Source organism: Litoribacillus peritrichatus (assembly GCF_039537985.1).
GTDB classification, from domain to species: Bacteria; Pseudomonadota; Gammaproteobacteria; order Pseudomonadales; family Litoribrevibacteraceae; genus Litoribacillus; species Litoribacillus peritrichatus.
This window is the reverse complement of sequence record NZ_BAABBN010000007.1, coordinates 836,894-855,609: the sequence shown is the minus strand read 5'-3', so window position 1 is coordinate 855,609 and position 18,716 is coordinate 836,894. Positions and strand designations below refer to the sequence as shown.

The following is an 18,716-nucleotide window of genomic DNA, read 5'->3' as shown; positions in this document are numbered from 1 at the left end:
AATATACGATGGACATCACAACTTCTGCCTTTCAGGCACTCTTCACTTTGGTGATCCTAAGTTACAGCACCGTCGGTGTTGCGGGAAAAAACGACCTGACACCAAACGATGAACGAATAAACAATGGCTCAGGCTCAGAGCACTTTGATTCAGACGAGCCTATTGGTTCAGAAGATGACTTTGATTCAGAAGACGATTTTGATCCTGAAAATGCCTTTGGTTCAGAAGATAATGAAAGCGAAGAAGAGTATGAGGCTTGTGATGAACGGGAACTCAACCCAATCGGCCAACCGGATGTCTGTGTAGGCGCAGAAATCTATGGCGCACTTCATCGCAGATGGGTTGATGACAGAAACGAAGGCCGCGATCAATCCGACACCGATTACCAATTCAGCCCGCTGATAAGAGCGGCATTACCTGAAATCAGAGGCGTTAACATCACGGGTTTTGCGCAAATAGATTTTGATGAAATCGGCTCTGAAACCTCAGAAGCCTACCTGACCCTCAATCACGGCATCTGGTCACTCACTGCAGGAAAAATAGAAGTGGGAGGCATCGATCAAGGCAATGAGTTCATGTCTGAGCTTGGCGAAGACACCATGGGCGAATACGGCAACCCTTCAGCTGAACAATCCTATCTGGTGCTCAGTGCCGAACCTTGGGATGACACTGTTTTTACCTTGGGTTACGGGGTTTGGGACGGTGATATTTCTTTCGAAGAGGAAAACAACAACGGTGATATCAGTAACATCAACCTGGTCATTGAGTACCAATGGCAAGACACATGGATCTTAGCCGCAGAATACGAATACATTCACTACGACGATAACAAGCAAAACCTCAATGAAGACGGTGAACCCAATCACGCCCTGAATTCGGAGTACGCATTCGGTTTGGGCGTGAGCTATCACTATCACGATCTGTTTATGCCTTTTCTGAATTTAGGCCGCGCCTCACTGAACGATGAAGAAACACGGAACAAGCACATAAAGAGCTACGAACTGAATATCGGCATCGACAGTCTGTACCAAGATACTTGGGGCGCTACATTAGGCTACGAAAAATTAGGTGATGACGGGCGATTAGAAGATGGCAGAAAAACGGTCGACATTCACAACGGGTATTTCGGCATTCGTTATCAACTCAGCCTGGCCTACATCGGAGTCACCTATTGGCGCTCGGATCAACGGGTGAAAGACGATCACGACAACCTGTCTGAACAGTTTGATATTGAACTCGGCATGGTTTTTTAACGTAAGAAAAAAGCCATGTCACAAGGTATTTAAAAGAAACAAAGTCTTACGACAATGACTTACACCAAAACATAACCATATACCTGAGTATCTATGTCTAATGGCTATTTATCACTCAAACTGGTTACATTTCATCCAATAAAGCTATTACTTCATCGGATTTGTGGCATACTTAGCAGAATTAGATTACCAAATACCTATACTTTAAGTATCTATATATGACGTATTTTACACTGGTATCTGAGCGCAACGAGTTAACCATGGAAAAAGCCGAATCAACATTATCTGAATTGGTTCTCCCAGAGCAGATTCGCCCGGTTTTTGATGAATTTCATCAGCAGTACATCACCTCCCGTGAAGAACTGGAGCTGCAGCTCATTCACCTTTCAGATCAAGGCTCCATCCGTGCGTTTGAGATTGAAATCATTCTCGACGTCATTTCCAGCCCAGACTCCACCGCTTTGGATCTAAAGCGTATCAATGGCTGGATTGGCCCCCACTTAAAAGTGGACCTCTAGGCTGAACAGCGTCGGCTTCTAAACCACCTTCCTTGCTATAACAATCGCACTGGTTCGATTATCCACCCCCAGTTTTGCATAGATATTTTTCAGGTGCCACTTAGTGGTCGACAAAGCAATACTCAACTGATCACTGATCTTGGAATTCGATAACCCTGCAACCAACAGCTCGTAAATTTCGCGCTCTTTCTTGGTAAGCAAGCTCAGGCTGATGTCATTATTAACCTCAACCTGAGACGGAAACACATCGTTAAAGTATTCTTTGTAAAAACCCGGCAGATGAACAATATTTAACCGCTCTGCGCACGCAAACACCTCTCCTAAGCCCGGTGCTTCATCAAAGATGCATCGGGAAAATACCTCCAGCCCGAGCAGATCCAACTGACGTTTTAATAAATTCACGGCCACTTCTTTGGCATTGTTTTTATACAAAACCACAATACGATTGCACTCAGCGATCAAAGCCCTTGCCTTCACTTGCTGAGTATCGGCCACGCGATGAATATCGTTTAATAACGCATTGGCCTGAGTGTGTTTTCCCTGAAGCTGAAACAAATAACTGATGGCCAAGCCAAACCGTTCACGGCCTTCTGAGTAATCCTGAACCTCCGACCAAGCCGTTTGTTGATAAAAGTTATGCAGGTCATAGCTTTCAGCAATACGTTCAGCCCCGTCTAACGACCCTTGCACCAAAGCCTGACGCATCAACTCCTGAGCGACCTGACCTTTAAATCTCGGGTACTTGCCCAGAATCAAAATCCGGTCAAGACGGTCCAGCAGCCGAACGGATTTCTGGACATCACCTTTAATAAACAGTAAACGCGCCAAACTCAGGTAAACCGTCGCAACCACTTCGGTAGCGCAGGCGTAATTCACCTTTGGCAGCAGCCGTTCACACATCGCTTGAGACGCGTCCAGCTGATTCCTTTCGTAATACACCACAATCATGCCTGTGGCGATATTCACCCAGCTGGGCTGTTCCGTTTGCGCTTCAATACCCTGATAGAGCGCGGAAATATAGTTCACCGCCATCATCCCACGCCCCATGTACCGGTCACACAGCGCAATGATCAGGTCAGCATAACTGGCCAGATAAGGCACCCCCAAATGGGAAAGAATCACTTTTGCTTTTGTAGCCGTATTAAGCGCGTCTTCCAGACGTCCTCGCTGCAATTGGTAATACGCCACAATCACCAACGAAAAAGCCCGAACGTCCTTCTGTGTGGTAGACCGGGCTATTTGCCCCAAGCGATCAGCGGAAACGTAATCTTCATCGTTCAAAAACACATTCAGACTTAATGAGAGAAATTCAAGAACCGCAGAGAAGCGATTCTTGGCGTGGTTGCTTTTATTCCCCGCACGAAGGTTCTGCCAGTAATCCAGATAGTATTGGGCCTGATTAAACCGACGTGAAAAAATCAACGCAAACACCATGGCTTCAAACAGCTCTTGCTCTGATGACAGTGCTTCGTCGGACATTTCTGAAAGAAAATGTATGACTTCCGATAACCGCCCTTTGGCCAGACAGCTTCGACAAACGTCTTTCAACAAAGCAAGATAAAAATCGTTATCTCCCGCCCGGCTGGCGTGATAGATCACTTGGGTCATTTGGTTTTTAACCAACCAGGCATCGGCCGCTTTTCGGTGCAGCTTCTGAATGTCTGTCACCGTCTGTTCCGAGGCAAGCCGCACCGCCAAAAAATCATGCAATAAGCCATGATAACGATAAAACTCACGACTCGATTGATTACATGGCTCGGTTCTTACAATGAACACGCCCTGCGCCAGTAACTTATTCATAACCGGCCCGGACGCGTTACTGCCCAACACCGCTTCCCATAAATCAACATCAAAATATTCAAAAACAGCGCTTTGAACCAACAAGCTACGGACAGAAGCAGGCAAACCATTGAGCACCACATAACCGAAATAGTCCACCAGCTCCGGCAAAGTGCCAGTAAAAGAGTCCAGTGCAGATTCGCCAGAGTGCTTGCAAGCAAGTAAGGCTATTCTTACCCCCACAGCCCAGCCTTCCGTTAACTCAAGAATGCGTGTCAAACAAGGCTTCGATAACGTCTTCCCTCCATGGCTCTCATTCAATAAATTCAATTGCTGATCGTTAATGCGCAGGTCTTCCCCTTCTATCTGCAATAGCGCATCGGACAGTTTTAAGCGGCTCAAAGAAAACCCAGGATAATTTCGGGAGGCAAGCACAAGATGAATATTCGATGGCAGCTGATTAATCAGCGACGCCATCACCTGCTGAACCAGCGGCGAGTCGGCACACTGAAAGTCATCCAGCACAATGAACAACTCATCGTCCACAGAATCCAGCGCCAGCATTAATGCATCACACAGCATACTGGCCGGACAGCTGAGATCATTACTGAAGACATTAAACGTTGAAATATCCAGCATGGGTGAGTGCTTCTTTACTTCATCCACAAAACGACGAAAAAAAGCCATAGGCGCTTTGTCCCGGATTTCAAGATCCAGTCGCGCAACATTTAATGTTTCATTGGCATCCTGCCACTGATTTAAAAGCGTTGTCTTCCCTGACCCAGCCGGTGCCAAAATGATGGTTAGAGGCACCTTTCGGCAACCATCCAGCTTTTTCAGCAGATGACTCCGAGTGATGGGGTTAAACATATTGACCTCCAGGCATTCAGTCCGGCAGTCTGCAACGACGTCCGTCTTAAACACCCAAGCTTTTTGTTATTTTTATAATCGCTACTTATTTTGTAATTCTTGCTTTTTGAACCGTCGGATGTTGTTTACGATTGAAATTCGCATCTTGTCTAAAACACCCAAATTCATGTCATAAAAAGACCTGAACCGTATTCTAAAAAGATAACCCTTCACGGTGAAACCGACACCAAAGACGTAACAATTTGTGAACTGAATCAAATTATTTCTTCAGAAAGAATAATTCATGTCCTGAGTTGCTATCGCTTCGTCAGATTTTATCAATAGATTCATCTCCCCCCACCCCTCCCTTGGGAGGGTATTTTTTCAGCAATCCCCCCTCTATTCTTCGAGAGCTGATCAAGCATTCACCATTAAGCATCCATTAAAATAAAAAGAAGGAAGCAATTATGTCTAATTCCGTTTGGGTAACGTGGCCAGCGTTAACCAAGTTTGGCTCGTTAGGGGTATTGGCAGGTCTTCTCACCATTGGTTTGGAACGAGAAAAACTGTTCGATAATAATTTATTCGATTTCGAGAAATACGATGAATACAACGCCGACATTGTCTGTGATGAGCGCAGCTTAACCGCTCGTACGGAAGACGGTACCTGTAACATTCTGGAAAACCCGGCGGAAGGTTCTGTACTTCGCCGCTTCGGGCGCAACGTAGAGTTGTCTGCAGCGCACGGTGAAACGGAGGCCGATACGCTATTAACGCCCAACCCAAGAGACGTCAGTAACTCGGTCATGGCCCGTGATGAATTTAAGCCAGCCACCAGCGTTAACTTCATCGCAGCGTCCTGGATTCAGTTCATGGTTCATGACTGGGTAAGCCATGGCCCAAATGCCGTTGATGACCCAATTGAAGTGCCTATCCCGGCCGGTGACGTTCTCGGTTCCGGGGTTATGGAAGTTCAGCGCACCATGCCGGACCCAACACGCACAGCGGACGAAGCCGGTTACCCTGCCAGCTACCGAAACATCAACACCCACTGGTGGGATGGCTCACAGCTTTACGGCAGCAACAAGGCAACGTCAGATTCTGTCCGTTCGTTTGTTGATGGTAAATTAACCGTGAACGCCGACAACACCCTGCCAACCGACTTCTTCACCGGTATTCCGGTCACCGGTTTCAACGACAACTGGTGGGTCGGCCTTAGCATGATGCACCAATTGTTCGTCTCTGAGCATAACGCTGTGGCTGACATGCTTAAAATCAATAACCCGGGCAAATCAGATCAGTGGTTATACGACAAAGCCCGTTTAATTACCGCTGCGTTGATGGCAAAAATCCACACCGTGGAATGGACACCGGCCATCATTGCCAATCCGGTCACAGAACGCGCCATGTACGCCAACTGGTGGGGCTTGTTTGGTAACCGGGAAGGTCGTGATCAGTTCCAGGGCGAAGTTGAAAAATTAGCGGAAGATTTGGCTAAAAAAGATTCATTCGTCAGAACCATTCTGGGCTTCGACCCTGAACTGAGTGAACGTCTGAACGACGCTTCTTTCATCGAGCACGCCATTGGTGGTTTGGTGGGGTCGCGTGAATCCGACAACGCCGGTACACCTTACACCCTAACGGAAGAATTCGTTGCTGTGTATCGTATGCACCCATTGCTACGAGACAACATCGATGTCTATAACATTGGCTCTAACGTAGTGGCTGATTCTATTGCCATTGAAGATACCCGTAACGGCGATGCAGAAGACATCATGTCCAATCAAGGTGCTGACCGTCTTTGGTATTCATTCGGTATTACACACCCAGGTTCATTAACACTGAATAACTACCCTCAGTTCCTGCGTAACCTGTCCATTCCTATGGTGGGTGACATTGACCTGGCGATGACCGACATTCTGCGTGATCGTGAGCGTGGTGTTCCGCGTTACAACGAATTCCGCCGTCAGATTGGCCTGAACCCAATCAATACCTTTGAAGACTTAACTTCTGACCCGGAAACATTGGCCGAGTTGAAGCGTCTGTACGACAACGACGTTGAGAAAATCGACGCCTTGGTGGGTCAGTTGGCTGAAACCGTTCGCCCAGAAGGTTTTGCCTTCGGTGAAACCGCCTTCCAGATCTTCATCATGAACGCGTCTCGTCGTTTGATCACTGACCGTTTCTACACCAAAGATTACACGCCGGAAGTCTACACAGCGGAAGGGATCGACTGGGTAGAAAATAACACAATGGTGGATGTATTACGCCGTCATTATCCTCAGTTGGTCAGCAGCCTGGTTGGCGTAGATAACGCCTTTAAACCTTGGGGCCTGAACATTCCTGATGACTATGAGTCCTGGGGCGCGTGTGAAAAGCAAAACCACCTGTGGACAAACGGTGCAATGCGTACCGAGTACGCAGCCAACGAAATGCCGGCGCTTGAGAAAATCGACGTACTGGGCCTGATCAACCGTATCCTTTGGGATAAGGTAAACAACCAAGTTGACGTTGCCCCTCCTGGCTACGAAAAACCGCTTCATGCCCATGGCGTGATGGCCAAAGTGGCGTTTGAAGCGGAAGCAAACTCCCCATACACGGGTTTATTCCAGGGCGCGGACTGTGGCCTGCTTCGTTTATCAGTAACAGGCGATCCAGCCGATAAAGGTTTCGCACCTGGCTTAGCGTGGAAAAACTTCGTCGACGGCAAACCATCTGAAAACGTGTCAGCGCTTTACACGCTTTCCGGTCAAGGAGACAACTACAACTTCTTCGAAAACGAGTTATCACAATACGTTTCACCGGAAGTGAATGAAACCATCGCCACCAGCACGATTTTCTCAGCGGTAACCTCCAAACCTACCCGTTTGATGGTCGATGCCTTTGCCGATGTTAACCAGGACGGTTCAGCCACCACTTCCAGCAATGCACCAACGCAAATCTATTTCGTGCCTAATGCGGACTTAAAAAATCAGTTCTCAAGCAGCGCTCATGATTTCCGTCAGGACTTAATTACCCTACCGGAAGGCACCAAGGTTTATGATGTGTATGCAACCTCGAAGGACATTAAGTACTCCATCATTCCTTTCTTCAACAACCGCTATGCGAAAGATCGTCGTGACAGCGCACAGAAGATCGGTGAAATTAAACTGACTTCCGCGTTCACCTCCTCTGAGTTTGGCGACAATGGCGTCTTCTTTAAGCACCAGCGCTACGAAGACCGTTAATCACAGATAAGCGTTCGGCCAGCAAAGTAAGGTTGATCGCAGAACGTTGATAAATAACCGCCCGGATTAAGTAATTAATCCGGGCTTTGCGGTTTTTATTCCGGTAAAAAAACCTCAAAAAAAGCTGACTAAGTCACCGATTCAAAAATATCCCCATGCAATGTGCAGGTAATTCCTCTAGGGTGTCCAAATAACAAGAAACACAGTCTAAAGTGACTACAAAAATAACAATATCACACACTTCGAGATGTCCTTATGAGCGACCAAAACCTGCCGTCCTTGTTGTACCTATGGGATAAAAGAACCGTCTACATTGGTCCGCTGTTTGAGCCTTTATCACTTTCTCAGGGTGCCGCCACGCTGATACTGAGCCTGAATAAGCCCGTGAGATTTAAAACGGAAACCATGATTGAAGCCATCGAATGCCGAAGTTTATTGCTGCCGGCCGGGTTTGCCGTCACCATCGACACTGGCGACGCTTTAGTCGTCAATTGCAATCTGGATGCTCTGGGGGAAGACTTCTTCAGGCTGTCCGGAAACATGACGCATCAGCAAGACGACGCGTTATATCAAATCCAGCACGAAGCCGACTTCATCAGCCAATTTCACCGCATTTATTCCAACCAGCTGACCTCGGATTCGGCATTAAAAGCGGTCAATCAAATCTTCGAAGAACACATTCACCATCCTGAGCGACCTTTCATACCGGATCAAAGAATCAGCAATGTCATTGACGTTATAAAAGCCACCGTAGACGATAACCTATCCGTGGAAGACCTTGCCCAATCAGTAAATTTATCCGTCCCCAGGTTAGTTCAGTTATTCAAACAACAAACCGGCGTTCCCATTCGCCGATACCGGCTTTGGCATAGGTTATTTGTGGCAGCCACTCAAATGGCCAAAGGGGAGTCCATGACGACAGCAGCAATGACCGCAGGCTTTACCGATTCTTCTCATTTATCGCACACATTTCGCTCAATGTTCGGCATGAAACCGTCCCTGATGTTGCAGCAACCAAACAAAATCAAATTGTTAACCGATCAGTAACACCCCGATATTCTTAATCACCTATTCAATTAAAAACAGCCATTTATCCATATAAAAATACCCATTATCATTTTGCGACAAAAAGAGTTTATCCTTAACTATCAACAAGATAGATAAAACCGAACTTTATCATCAACAATCTATCTCACTAACATTTACGTAAAAAGTATTGATTTTCAGAATTAACAACTACATTATTAGGACATGTTACAGGTTGGCCAAGTGGTTATAAATCATACGTCTTGGTTAAAACTCCAAATACTGTAAGTACAAACATTTATGCTGAAAATGACAAAAGAACAATCCGCTGATCAAGGCGCTGCATCTATCTTCAAGCAGCCGCCTCCGCTTTTGTTATCCCAGCCATCCCCTGTTGCCAAACTCGTTCTTGCAGAAGTACACGACGAGTAGATTACCTCCTTAAAAGATCCGTTAACGTCCTTGGAACGCAGTACGCTTGTATCTGTCGGTTTCCTCTGGTTTTTAGGCCGCATAACGTTGACGACTCGATCAAACAGTTCTTAACTTTTCTAATCAAACCCTAATTAATTGGGAGAAAGATATGGGAGAAGCTACTCCCCTGATCGTGAAAGATATTCATAAGACTTTTAACGATCTGGAAGTTCTCAAGGGCATTTCCTTAGAAGCCCACAAAGGTGATGTTATTTCGATGATTGGTTCTTCTGGCTCAGGCAAGAGTACTTTTCTGAGATGCATCAACCTGCTGGAAACGCCTACGTCTGGAGACATTATTGTTCACGGCGAAAACATCGACTTTAAAATCGACAAGCGCGGCGAACGGGTACCGGCGAATAACAAACAAGTTGAAGACATGCGCTCCCGTTTGTCTATGGTTTTTCAGGGATTCAACATGTGGTCGCACATGACCGTCATGGAAAACATCATTGAAGCGCCGGTGCATGTCCTTGGTAAATCCAAAAAAGAAGCCATGGAACACGCCAAAGAGCTGCTCAATAAAGTAGGCATCTACGAGCGTCGCGACTACTACCCGTCTCAAATGTCAGGCGGACAACAGCAACGTGCGGCCATTGCCCGGGCTTTGGCAATGGAACCGGAAGTGATGTTGTTTGACGAACCGACCTCCGCGCTGGACCCCGAATTGGTGGGCGAGGTGCTGAAGGTAATGCGCAGCTTGGCTGAAGAAGGCCGGACAATGATCGTAGTAACCCATGAAATGGCGTTTGCTCGTGATGTGTCCAACAAGGTGATTTTCCTGCATCAAGGCAAGATCGAAGAACAGGGCCATCCATCCAAAGTCTTTGAAAACCCAGATTCAGAGCGAATGAAGCAATTCTTAGCTCCGAAGTATTAACACCAAGAGATATTAAAAACAAAAAAACAGATCCTTCAACGAGGAATCCACAACGGAGAGTTAATTATGAAAAAAATCGTTGCAGCAGCATTGGCATGCGGCCTGGCCGTAACAAGCAGTATTGCGATGGCAAAAGACTATAAGGAAGTGCGCCTTGCGGTGGACGTTCCTTATGAGCCATTTGAATATAAAGCACCGGACGGTTCTTTGACAGGTTTCGAAATTGATCTGGGTAACGCCGTATGTGCTGAAATGAAAGTGAAGTGTGAATGGGTGGTTCAAGCGTGGGATGGCATTATTCCTGGCTTGTTGGCACGTAAATACGACGCGATTTTCTCTTCGATGTCGATCAACGAAGACCGCAAAAAGAAAGTGCTTTTCTCTGACCCATACTACAACACACCTTCTTCTTGGTTTGGCCCGAACGAATCAAAGAGCATGGACGTCTCAAGTAAAGACGTACTGAAAGGTAAAAGCGTTGGGGTTCAACGAGGCACCATCCAGGACAAGTACATCACTAAGACCTTTGGTTCAGTGGTTGATGTTAAGCGCTACACCACGGCCGACGATTTGGTCATTGACCTGAAAGGTGGTCGTCTTGACCTGGTATTCCTGGACTACCCTGTGGGTGAAAGCACCATCATGAAAGACGACAAGTTCGACTCCATCAGCGACACCATTCAGTTAGGTGACGGCGTGGCAGTTGCGCTTCGTAAGCGCGATAAGGACTTAGCCGCTAAGTTCAACGCAGCCTTGGCAAAAGTAAAAGCCAACGGTACTTACGACAAAATCATGAAGAAATACTTCTCTTACAACATCAAGATGTAATTGAACGACAGAGAGCCTCCCAGGAGGCTCTTTAATTTTGTAATGCAGCAATTAAATAAACGATAGATGGCGAGTCATTATGATTGATTTTCACGGCTACGGCCCCTCCATTTTTCAAGGTGCCATTCTCACTATAGAGATTGCGTTTTTGTCTCTATTTTTGGCAGTGACTCTTGGTCTTCTTGGCGCGATCGCCAAAATTTCGAAGAATAGAATCGCAAACGGAATCGCAACCCTGTACACCACCCTGATTCGTGGTGTTCCCGATTTGGTTTTGATGCTGTTGATCTTCTTCGGTGGTCAAATGTTAATGAACAGTTTCACCGACATGCTTTATGACAAATTTGAAATTGATATCTTCATTAACATCAATGAATTTATTGCCGGGGTCATCACCATTGGTTTTATCTTTGGCGCCTACATGGCTGAGACTTTCCGGGGTGCCTTTCAATCCGTCGACAACGGCCAGATTGAAGCAGGCAAAGCCTACGGCATGAGCCAAACCCAAATATTTAAACGCATTATGTTCCCTCAAATGATGCGCCACGCCTTACCCGGTCTAGGTAACAATTGGATGGTGCTTTTGAAAACCACCGCGTTGGTATCCATCATCGGCCTGGCAGACATGGTTCGCCTGGCGTCTGAAGCCGCCAAAGCCGTTCATGAACCATTTACCTTCTTTATTCCGGTTGCAGCCGTTTATCTGCTGTTAACCGCGTTATCAGAACTGGTTATGAAAAAACTTGAAATTCGTTACAGCGCCGGCGTTGTAAAAGGTTAAGGAGGGGACTATGGAAAGTTTAATCGCACTACTTGAACAGAACGAAATTTTTAATCCTCAGACCTTGCTGCACTATTGGGACGGTTTAGTGATGACCGTCCAGCTGGTCTTTTTATCATTGGTGGTGGGCGCTTTAATATCTGTGCCTTTGGCCGTGTTGCGCTCATCCGATAATCCCTGGATTTCCAAACCAATCTGGGTTTATACCTACATTTTCCGTGGAACTCCGCTACTGATCCAGCTTTACATCATTTACTACGGTGTGGTCTATATTGAAGGCATTCAGGACTCCATGTTCTGGCCTGTGGTAAAAGATGCGTTTTACCCTTGTCTGCTGGCCTTTGTGCTGAATACCGCAGCCTATACCACCGAAATTTTACGTGGTGCCATTGCGACCACTCCGAAAGGTGAAATCGAAGCAGCAAAAGCCTACGGCATGTCCTGGGGTAAAATGATTCGTCGCATTGTCTTACCAAGCGCTTTCCGACGTGCATTACCCGCCTATGGCAACGAAGTCATCTTCATGCTGCATGCCAGTGCGATTGCCAGCGTTGTCACGATTGTGGACTTAACCGGCGCAGCCAGAGACATTTACGCTCAACATTATGCGCCGTTCGAAGCTTATACCTTTGTTGCCGCTATCTATCTGTGCCTGACGTTTGGCCTGATTTATCTGTTTAAGTACCTTGAAAAGAAAATGCTGGCACATCTGCGCCCACTTTCTTAATCATTTCCCGAAACGCCACGTTCCTGCATTGCTGTTCAGAGCCTACACCCACCTCTAAGCAGCAACGCATCTTCTGACCCTTGTTGAGGTGTTGTATGACGGTTTCCTCTCCTTTTTTCGCCGAAAACCAAGACTTTCTTTCAGAAACACTCAATGACTTAACGCCGACGCCCCCCACCAATGAAATCCAGCTCGACAACGGCTGTCGGGTAACGCGCATTGGCTTAGGTGGCATTCAGGTTATTCCAGACAATTCGGCGGACAACAAACAATTAATTTTTTCATCGGCCATACACGGCAATGAAACCGCGCCCATTGAAGTCTGCAACCAATTGGTGAACGAAATATTAAGCGGCCAGCTGACGCCCAAAAGGCCGGTTCTTTTCTTGCTTGGCAACCCTAATTCGATGAGAATTGCGGAACGCTTCGTGGAAGAAAACCTGAATCGGCTGTTTTTAGGCAAACATTCGGCCCCCGGAAAGTCGCCCAACCTTGAGACCGAACGAGCCAAACAGTTAGAAGCCTGGGTCGATGCTTTTATTGAAGAAACGAATCAAGACGCTTCGGAACTTTGGCATTATGACCTCCATACCGCCATTCGGGGTTCTCATCGTGAAAAGTTTTCGCTCTACCCTTATGTGCCAAACCGAACGCCCCCCAAGCAACAATTGGCAATAATGCAGGCCGCCGATGTAAAAACGGTGTTACTGCAAGCCACTCCCGCCGGGACTTTCTCTGCGTATACTTCGGTGAAACACCACGCCGAAAGCTTCACCATTGAACTGGGCAGCGTGAGACCTTTTGGTCAAAATGACTTATCAAAGTATCAGGCCGTTAAAACACTCTTGTGCCAACTGATCGAAGCCAAAGAGGCGAGCATCCCCGACCAACTGGCCGAGGAAGTGGATGTGTTCGAGGTCTGCCATGAAATCCTGAATACCGGTGACGGTTTCGAACTCCACATCAAAGAGGACGTCTGGAACTTCGCTCCCTTTAATAAGGGCGAACTGATCTGGAACGATACTCAGCAGGAATATCGGGTCGGAGAAGCCACCCAATACATCGTATTCCCAAACAGCAAGGTGCCGAAAGGTCAGCGAGCGGGCCTCATGCTCAAAAAACAATAAATCTGCAACGTGACTCAGGCAAGATCGTAAAACGGTCTTGCCCGCAATTGAAACAAGTCAGCGATCGCTTTACCCGGCAAAAAATTATCCCTGTGCTATAAATCTTTTAAGGGCAACCAAAAAGTGAGGGATTATGACCAATCGTTTTCTACGTCGGGATTTCATTCGAGCATCGCTCATCAGCGGTGGCTACATTGGGCTGGGCGCGAGTGGGATTTTAGCACCACTGGTGCACGCTTTCGGCAATATCCCGGAAGAGTTACCCCCAGACCAATCCATTTATGAAATGTCCGGGGAAGTGTACGTAGACGGCCAACTTGCGACCCAGTCCACCTTTATCACTGCCCAATCCCTGGTAGAAACCGGCAGCAACAGCCATATCATTTTTGTGGTTGGGAAAGATGCCCACATTCTTAGAGAAAACAGCAGCTTACAACTCAAGGGAGCGTCTAAAACACTTGAATCCGGCTTACGTTTGATTTCCGGAAAGCTGCTCTCCGTGTTAGGCAAGCGTAAATCAGGCGAAAGTCATCAACTTGAAACCACCACTGCGACCATCGGCATTCGAGGCACAGGCATATACACCGAATCAGCACCGGATGTCAGCTACGTTTGCACCTGCTACGGACTGGTCGATATTGTCGCGAATAATGATCAACAAAGCACAGAAACCATTGAGTCGAAACACCACGATGCCCCAAGGTACATTCTGGCTGACGGCTCTGAAGGTAAGTTAATCACGGCCGCACCTTTTAAAAACCACACAGACGAAGAACTCAGTCTCATCGAAGCCATTACCGGTCGCACTCCGCCCTTTTCTTCATCTATGGGCTACAGCTCTCCGAGACGAGGATACTAACGCGAAGATCCTCAATTCCTGATCAATCTGCTCTCCAGACTCATGTAATGCCTAGCGGGTGAAAGTGAATGAATTTTAAAAGCATTAAAAAATTGGTTCGTCTTGCGTTAAGCCTGCTGATCCTTCTCGTGTTTTTAATGCATGTCACAGGGACACTGAACATAACCTTATTTGATGCCTTGGAACGTTTTTCTTATGACGTTCGGCTCAAAGCCACCGCCCCCAATTCAACGGATAACCGAATCGTCATCGTCGACATTGATGAAAAAAGTCTTCAGGCCATCGGCCAATGGCCCTGGAACAGAGACATCATCGGAAAGTTAACCCGCAAACTGACTGACACCCACCAAGCCAAAACCGTGTCGTTTGATATGGTCTTTGCAGAAAAAGACACCTCGGACGGGATTCAACTCCTTCAGGAAATCAAGGACTACCTCCCCTTTAAGCTGGTTCAGGACTGGCAAGCCAAACTGAATTACGATCAACAGTTCACCAAAGACATCGTGAACCGTCCGGTCATTCTTGGTTATGTGTTTAACCAGAACAGAACCACCAACCCAATTAATGCACTACCTGCTCCGGAGACACGTTTATCCCCCTCCATCCGGGATAAAGTCAGCCTGATTACCCCTTCAAGCTACACAGGCAACTTGCAACAACTTCAACAAGCCGCTGCCCATTCAGGCTTTTTTGATAATCCATCGGTAGACCCGGATGGCATCTATCGCAAAGTTCCTCTGATTCAAATGTATAACGGTGGCATATACCCTTCTCTGGCACTCGCCACTTATCAGGTTGCCACGAACAGCACAAACCTCAAACTAGACATCCAGCGACAAGACGAATATCTGGCCATCGAAGGCATCATCATTGACAAACAGTACATCCCAACCAATGGCAAAACGGAAGTGTACGTGCCGTATCGAGGCCGACAAAACAGCTATCCTTATCTGTCCGCTGAAGAAGTATTAACAGCCAAACACCCAATTCCCCGCATTAAAGATAAAATCGTACTGATTGGCACAACAGCCCCCGGTTTGCTGGATCTGCGATCCACCCCGTTACAAAAAAACTACCCGGGTGTTGAGGTTCATGCCAACCTCATCTCCGGCATACTGGACGGCACCACCCGCTTTCAGCCCAGTTATTCCATTGCTCAGGAATTCATTACGATATTAATCATGGGTTTGATTCTCATTTTCTCACCGGCACTGAACAGCCCGATAAAACACCTGATTCTGGCAACCGTGCTCGTTGCCGGTTACACCGCGTTCAATATGTTCGCCTGGAATCAGGGCATCATCTTACAACTGGCCAACCCTTTAATGCTGGTATTCTGCCTCATCGCATTCCAGACAGCCTGGGGCTATTTGGTGGAGTCCAGAGCCAAGCGTCATCTTGCCAAACTGTTCAGCCAGTACATTCCTAAAGAAATCGTCTCTGAAATGGCCAAATCACCGGAAAGCTTTGCTTTGGATGGCGAAAGTCGGGAAATGACGGTTCTGTTTACCGACATCAGAGGGTTCACCAATATCTCAGAAGGACTGGAGCCAAAAGAACTGGCTAAATTGATGAGTGAATACCTGACACCCATGACACGCATCATTCATAAACACAATGGCACCATCGATAAATATATGGGCGATGCCATTATGGCCTTTTGGGGGGCTCCGATCACGGATGAGCGGCATCACTACAACGCCATTCATGCCGCCGAAGAAATGATTGAAGAGCTGACCAAGCTCAACCAACACTTTAAGCAAAAGAAATGGCCGCGCATCGAAATCGGCATAGGCATCAATACCGGTACCATGGACGTTGGCAATATGGGGTCTGAATTCCGAATGGCGTATACCGTACTGGGAGATTCCGTAAACCTCGGCTCACGGCTGGAAGGTTTAACCAAGTCATACGGCGTCGACATCATCATCGGTGAAGAAACACGTGCCCTGATTCCTGAAATATTATGCCGAGAGCTGGACCGGGTCAAAGTGAAAGGCAAAGATCGCCCTGTCAGTATTTATGAACCCATCGGCCATCACGACCTTCTTTCTGAGAAGGAAGTTGAAGAAGTAAACGCGTTTAATGAAATGCTGCTCTGTTACCGGGCACAGGACTGGAATCATTGTCTGAAAATCCTGCACCAGTTGATCATTCGCAAAGATGGCCGGGCAAAGTTGTACAAATTATACGTCAACAGAATCCGGCAGTATCAAAAGTCACCACCGGAGGTAAACTGGGACGGGGTCTTTGTGCATACCGATAAGTAGTTAGTTCCACGATAGAAACCGGACCAAGGAAAGAAAACAAATTCCGATCATCTCAGTCAGATTTGATTGTCATTCAGATCGTGGAATAATTAAGATCAGACCTGACCGGCCATTTTTTTATAAACAGCGAACACTTCCTCTTCAACATTTAATCCAAAACAACGGGTATGCTGAAAGCTTCCGTTTTTTTTATAAACCGTTGAATTAAATATGATGTTACGAACGCAATTTTTGCCTTGAACACGATAAGGGTAGTTTTCGATTTCCTGACGTTCCGCTAAGACCTTCATCAGCTTTGCCAGCTCACCCTTTTCCACTTCGAATTCCGAAACATGATGGCCGACATATTCATCACGTTGATAACCTAAGGTTTCTAATTCCCATTGATTGGCGTAGATCACATAGCCATCTTTATCAACACAGTGGATGCCCACATTGGCATTTCCGATGAGTGCTTCGAAATCTTCAAACCCAGACATAATCCCCCACGGACAGTTATCTATTCAGATAACTATCAGTGTAGAACTGCTCCGGGGGCTAATCCACTTTAAATCGATCGAAAGACTGTAAAACCTGCTTATTTAAATCCTGAAGGGAAGACGCCGTTTCTACCGATGTCTGAGACACCTCAGTGATGTTGCCAGCAATACTGGTTATTTTGGTCAGGTTCCGGGTAACGTCATCACAAACCGCATTCTGCTCTTCCGTGGCACTCGCAATTTGGATGCTCATGTCATTGATTACAGACATCGCGTTCGATATATCACTGAGCGCATCGCCCGTTTTAGAACTCATCTCAACGCTGTCTTCACTGCGTCCTTTCGAGGAACGCATTGCCTCAACGGCTTTTTGAGCGCCGCCCTGGAGTTTCTCAATCATGGATTGAATCTCCTCGGTGGCTTCCTGAGTTCGGCTGGCTAAAGCGCGAACTTCATCCGCAACCACCGCAAACCCACGCCCCATCTCACCCGCACGCGCAGCTTCAATGGCGGCATTCAATGCCAATAAGTTAGTTTGTTCAGCAATGCCCCGAATGACCGCCAAAACACTGGTAATGTTCGCCACATCGTTCTGCAACAAATCCACAGCCTGGGCACCGGAATCGATTTCTTCGGCCAGTTCTTTGATTGCCTCTATTCCTTGCATCACAATGGTATTGGCCTGAGCTGCGGCGGCATCAGCACTGTGTACAGACTCAGCAGCCTGTTGCGCGTTTTCTGCAACGTTTTGCGAAGCGATTCCCAGTTCATGGGTCGCCGCTGTAACCTGATCAATTTCTTCGTGTTGCTCGTGTAAATCACCTTTAATGTCGACAGCGCTGGCAGCCACCTTATTCACCCAGCCTTCCATTTCCCGCATGGAATTTCGGGTTTCAATCACCAAGGTAAAAATCTTTTCTACGAAGGTATTAAATTCATTCGCCAGATCACCAATCTGATCATTGCGCTTGGAGTCCAGTCGACGGGTCAAGTCGCCTTCACCTTCGGCAATATCGTGCAACGCATTAATCACTTGAGTGAGTGGCCGATCGACCAGGGTTCTTGCAGCAAGGCTAATCACCACCGCCAGAATAATATCCAGTACCAGGGTTTTGAAAATGGTTTGCTCAACTACGTCCGCCAACTGAGCGTTCATCTCAGACTCGTCAATCCAAATAGAAACCGAGCCTATTTTCTTCTTCGTACCGTAATCATCAAATTCCAGTTTTTCTTTCAGGGTGGGGCCGTCCCACTTGTGATTTTTATAAGGCACCGTTTTCTTAATGCCTTCAAAATCCTCATTGATCAGCCCTTTCGTTACCTCACCTTTTGCATCTCGGATGATGATGCCGTACACAAAACCGGCCTTTACTTCCGACAGCAACACCTGATCCACCTGGTCGGTTTCAAAGTTCCAAACCAACCCCGGGAGACTTTTGGATAAACGCTGAATGGCCATTTCAGACTGCTTTTCAGTTTGTGAAATCAAGTTGTCACGGACCTGGTTATAGTCGTAGTATCCAAACGCTATCAGGAAGAACGTCAAGGTCACAACAAGCAGCACTATCAGTTTAAAACCTATCTTCCTAGCCACATCATCACCCTTTACCTTATCCTCAAATACAAGCCACCAACGAAA

15 protein-coding genes are annotated in these 18,716 nt (G+C 47.0%); 12 read left to right on the top strand and 3 right to left on the bottom strand.

The genetic code is table 11. The features are described 5' to 3' along the window. The first annotated feature begins 8 nt into the window (after positions 1-8). On the top strand, positions 9-1,253 hold the full coding sequence (locus ABD744_RS13520; RefSeq protein ID WP_344799044.1) for a hypothetical protein: 1,245 nt from the start codon (positions 9-11) through the stop codon (positions 1,251-1,253). A gap of 218 nt (positions 1,254-1,471) precedes the next feature. Continuing rightward, positions 1,472-1,771 carry a hypothetical protein gene (locus ABD744_RS13515; protein WP_344799043.1) on the top strand — a complete coding sequence of 100 codons (300 nt, stop codon included), beginning with the start codon at positions 1,472-1,474 and terminating at the stop codon, positions 1,769-1,771. 18 nt (positions 1,772-1,789) lie between these two features. Here ABD744_RS13515 and ABD744_RS13510 read toward each other — a convergent pair whose 3' ends face one another. Further along, positions 1,790-4,420, bottom strand: coding sequence for a LuxR C-terminal-related transcriptional regulator (locus ABD744_RS13510; RefSeq protein ID WP_344799042.1), 2,631 nt, complete (start codon positions 4,418-4,420; stop codon positions 1,790-1,792). Between the two features lie 446 nt (positions 4,421-4,866). On the opposite strand from ABD744_RS13510, the gene ABD744_RS13505 reads away from it, so the two are divergent. The 10 genes from ABD744_RS13505 to ABD744_RS13460 all read left to right on the top strand — a co-directional run bounded on the left by ABD744_RS13505 (position 4,867) and on the right by ABD744_RS13460 (position 16,598). Further along, on the top strand, positions 4,867-7,626 hold the full coding sequence (locus tag ABD744_RS13505; protein WP_344799041.1) for a peroxidase family protein: 2,760 nt from the start codon (positions 4,867-4,869) through the stop codon (positions 7,624-7,626). Positions 7,627-7,881: 255 nt separating this feature from the next. Continuing rightward, a complete protein-coding gene (locus tag ABD744_RS13500) occupies positions 7,882-8,673 on the top strand; it encodes a helix-turn-helix domain-containing protein (protein ID WP_344799040.1) in 792 nt (263 codons plus the stop codon). A gap of 279 nt (positions 8,674-8,952) precedes the next feature. Next, entirely contained in the window at positions 8,953-9,084 is a 132-nt protein-coding gene (locus ABD744_RS13495; RefSeq protein ID WP_344799039.1) for a hypothetical protein, read from the top strand. Positions 9,085-9,235: 151 nt separating this feature from the next. Next, entirely contained in the window at positions 9,236-10,006 is a 771-nt protein-coding gene (locus ABD744_RS13490) for an ABC transporter ATP-binding protein (RefSeq protein ID WP_344799038.1), read from the top strand. A gap of 66 nt (positions 10,007-10,072) precedes the next feature. Then, the gene (locus tag ABD744_RS13485; protein ID WP_344799037.1) at positions 10,073-10,834 is read left to right on the top strand and encodes a transporter substrate-binding domain-containing protein; all 762 of its coding nucleotides are present in this window, start codon (positions 10,073-10,075) and stop codon (positions 10,832-10,834) included. Between the two features lie 79 nt (positions 10,835-10,913). Continuing rightward, a complete protein-coding gene (locus tag ABD744_RS13480; protein ID WP_344799036.1) occupies positions 10,914-11,615 on the top strand; it encodes an ABC transporter permease in 702 nt (233 codons plus the stop codon). A gap of 10 nt (positions 11,616-11,625) precedes the next feature. Then, positions 11,626-12,342: an ABC transporter permease gene (locus ABD744_RS13475; protein WP_344799035.1), complete on the top strand. Its 717-nt coding sequence runs from the start codon at positions 11,626-11,628 to the stop codon at positions 12,340-12,342. A 95-nt stretch (positions 12,343-12,437) separates the two neighbouring features. Continuing rightward, entirely contained in the window at positions 12,438-13,469 is a 1,032-nt protein-coding gene (gene astE / locus ABD744_RS13470) for a succinylglutamate desuccinylase (protein WP_344799034.1), read from the top strand. A 133-nt stretch (positions 13,470-13,602) separates the two neighbouring features. Continuing rightward, positions 13,603-14,328: a FecR family protein gene (locus ABD744_RS13465; RefSeq protein WP_344799033.1), complete on the top strand. Its 726-nt coding sequence runs from the start codon at positions 13,603-13,605 to the stop codon at positions 14,326-14,328. A gap of 68 nt (positions 14,329-14,396) precedes the next feature. After that, a complete protein-coding gene (locus ABD744_RS13460) occupies positions 14,397-16,598 on the top strand; it encodes a CHASE2 domain-containing protein (RefSeq protein ID WP_344799032.1) in 2,202 nt (733 codons plus the stop codon). 95 nt (positions 16,599-16,693) lie between these two features. On the opposite strand, the gene ABD744_RS13455 is transcribed toward ABD744_RS13460, so the two are convergent. After that, positions 16,694-17,077, bottom strand: a complete 384-nt coding sequence (locus ABD744_RS13455; protein WP_344799031.1) for a PAS domain-containing protein — start codon at positions 17,075-17,077, stop codon at positions 16,694-16,696. 58 nt (positions 17,078-17,135) lie between these two features. Then, positions 17,136-18,671, bottom strand: a complete 1,536-nt coding sequence (locus ABD744_RS13450; protein ID WP_344799029.1) for a methyl-accepting chemotaxis protein — start codon at positions 18,669-18,671, stop codon at positions 17,136-17,138. Between the last annotated feature and the right edge of the window lie 45 nt (positions 18,672-18,716).